The 221-nt window shown below is 29.9% G+C and carries 1 pseudogene; it reads left to right on the forward strand.

The annotated features are described in order from the left end of the window. Positions 1-221, forward strand: a pseudogene (locus tag ELQ11_RS09890) (hypothetical protein); the annotation flags it as partial.

Raw genomic sequence — 221 nt, forward strand, 5'->3', positions numbered from 1 at the left:
AAAGAGCGATTACCTGAAATTGTGAAAAAACTAAATGATAGGTTCATAGGACACATTATTAATGGTGAATTGAAAATCATCAAAGATAATTATAATCTTCAAAAGATGATTATTCCTGCAGCTTATAAGCAAAGGGTAGTTTTGTACATTCCTTTGAAACTTCAAGAAGAATCAGTTGATACGATAGTTGTAGTTGAAAAAGAGGAAGTTAAAAACGAACA

Origin of the sequence: Campylobacter sp. US50a (genome assembly GCF_004379015.1) — a bacterium.
Taxonomy (GTDB): Bacteria; Campylobacterota; Campylobacteria; order Campylobacterales; family Campylobacteraceae; genus Campylobacter_D; species Campylobacter_D jejuni.